Source organism: Burkholderia sp. KCJ3K979 (assembly GCF_016759955.1).
GTDB classification, from domain to species: Bacteria; Pseudomonadota; Gammaproteobacteria; order Burkholderiales; family Burkholderiaceae; genus Burkholderia; species Burkholderia orbicola.
Map to the genome: position 1 here is coordinate 1 of NZ_JACFYV010000449.1, position 729 is coordinate 729.

Sequence of the window (729 nt, forward strand, 5' to 3'; positions counted from 1 at the left end):
CGCGCACGGTGCCGTCGCCGGCCAGATAGAGCGTGCCGCCGAGTTCTTCCGGGTAATAGCTCTTCTTGAAACGCTCCGGGTCGCCCCAGATCGTGCGGATCATCGCGGGCCACGGGCGCTTGACGACCAGAATCCCGCCTTGCCCGTTCGGCACGTCCTGGCCGGTCTCGTCGACCACCGCGGCCGTGATGCCCGGCAGCGGCAGCGTGCACGAGCCCGGTACGGTCGGCGTCGCGCCCGGCAGCGGCGTGATCATGTGGCCGCCGGTTTCGGTCTGCCACCACGTATCGACGATCGGGCAGCGCTCGTGGCCGACGTGCTTGTGGTACCACATCCACGCTTCCGGGTTGATCGGCTCGCCGACCGTGCCGATGATGCGCAGGCTCGACAGGTCATAGCTCTTCGGATGGACCTTGTCGTCGGCTTCGGCGGCCTTGATCAGCGAACGGATCGCGGTCGGCGCGGTGTAGAACACGGTGACCTTGTGATCGCCGATCATCTTCCAGAAGCGGCCGGCGTCCGGATACGTCGGCACGCCTTCGAACACGACCTGCGTGCCGCCGCACGCGAGCGGGCCGTAGGTGATGTACGTATGGCCCGTGACCCAGCCGATGTCGGCCGTGCACCAGAACACGTCGTCGGGTTTCCAGTCGAAGGTCCACTTCATCGTCTGCGCGGCCCACAGCAGGTAGCCGCCCGTGCTGTGCTGCACGCCCTTCGGCTTGCCGG

General features: G+C 67.4%; 1 protein-coding gene. It reads right to left on the reverse strand.

The genetic code is table 11. The features are described 5' to 3' along the window. Positions 1-729: AMP-binding protein (locus H3O04_RS36855; RefSeq protein ID WP_202589535.1), on the reverse strand; the 729-nt coding region annotated here is incomplete at both ends.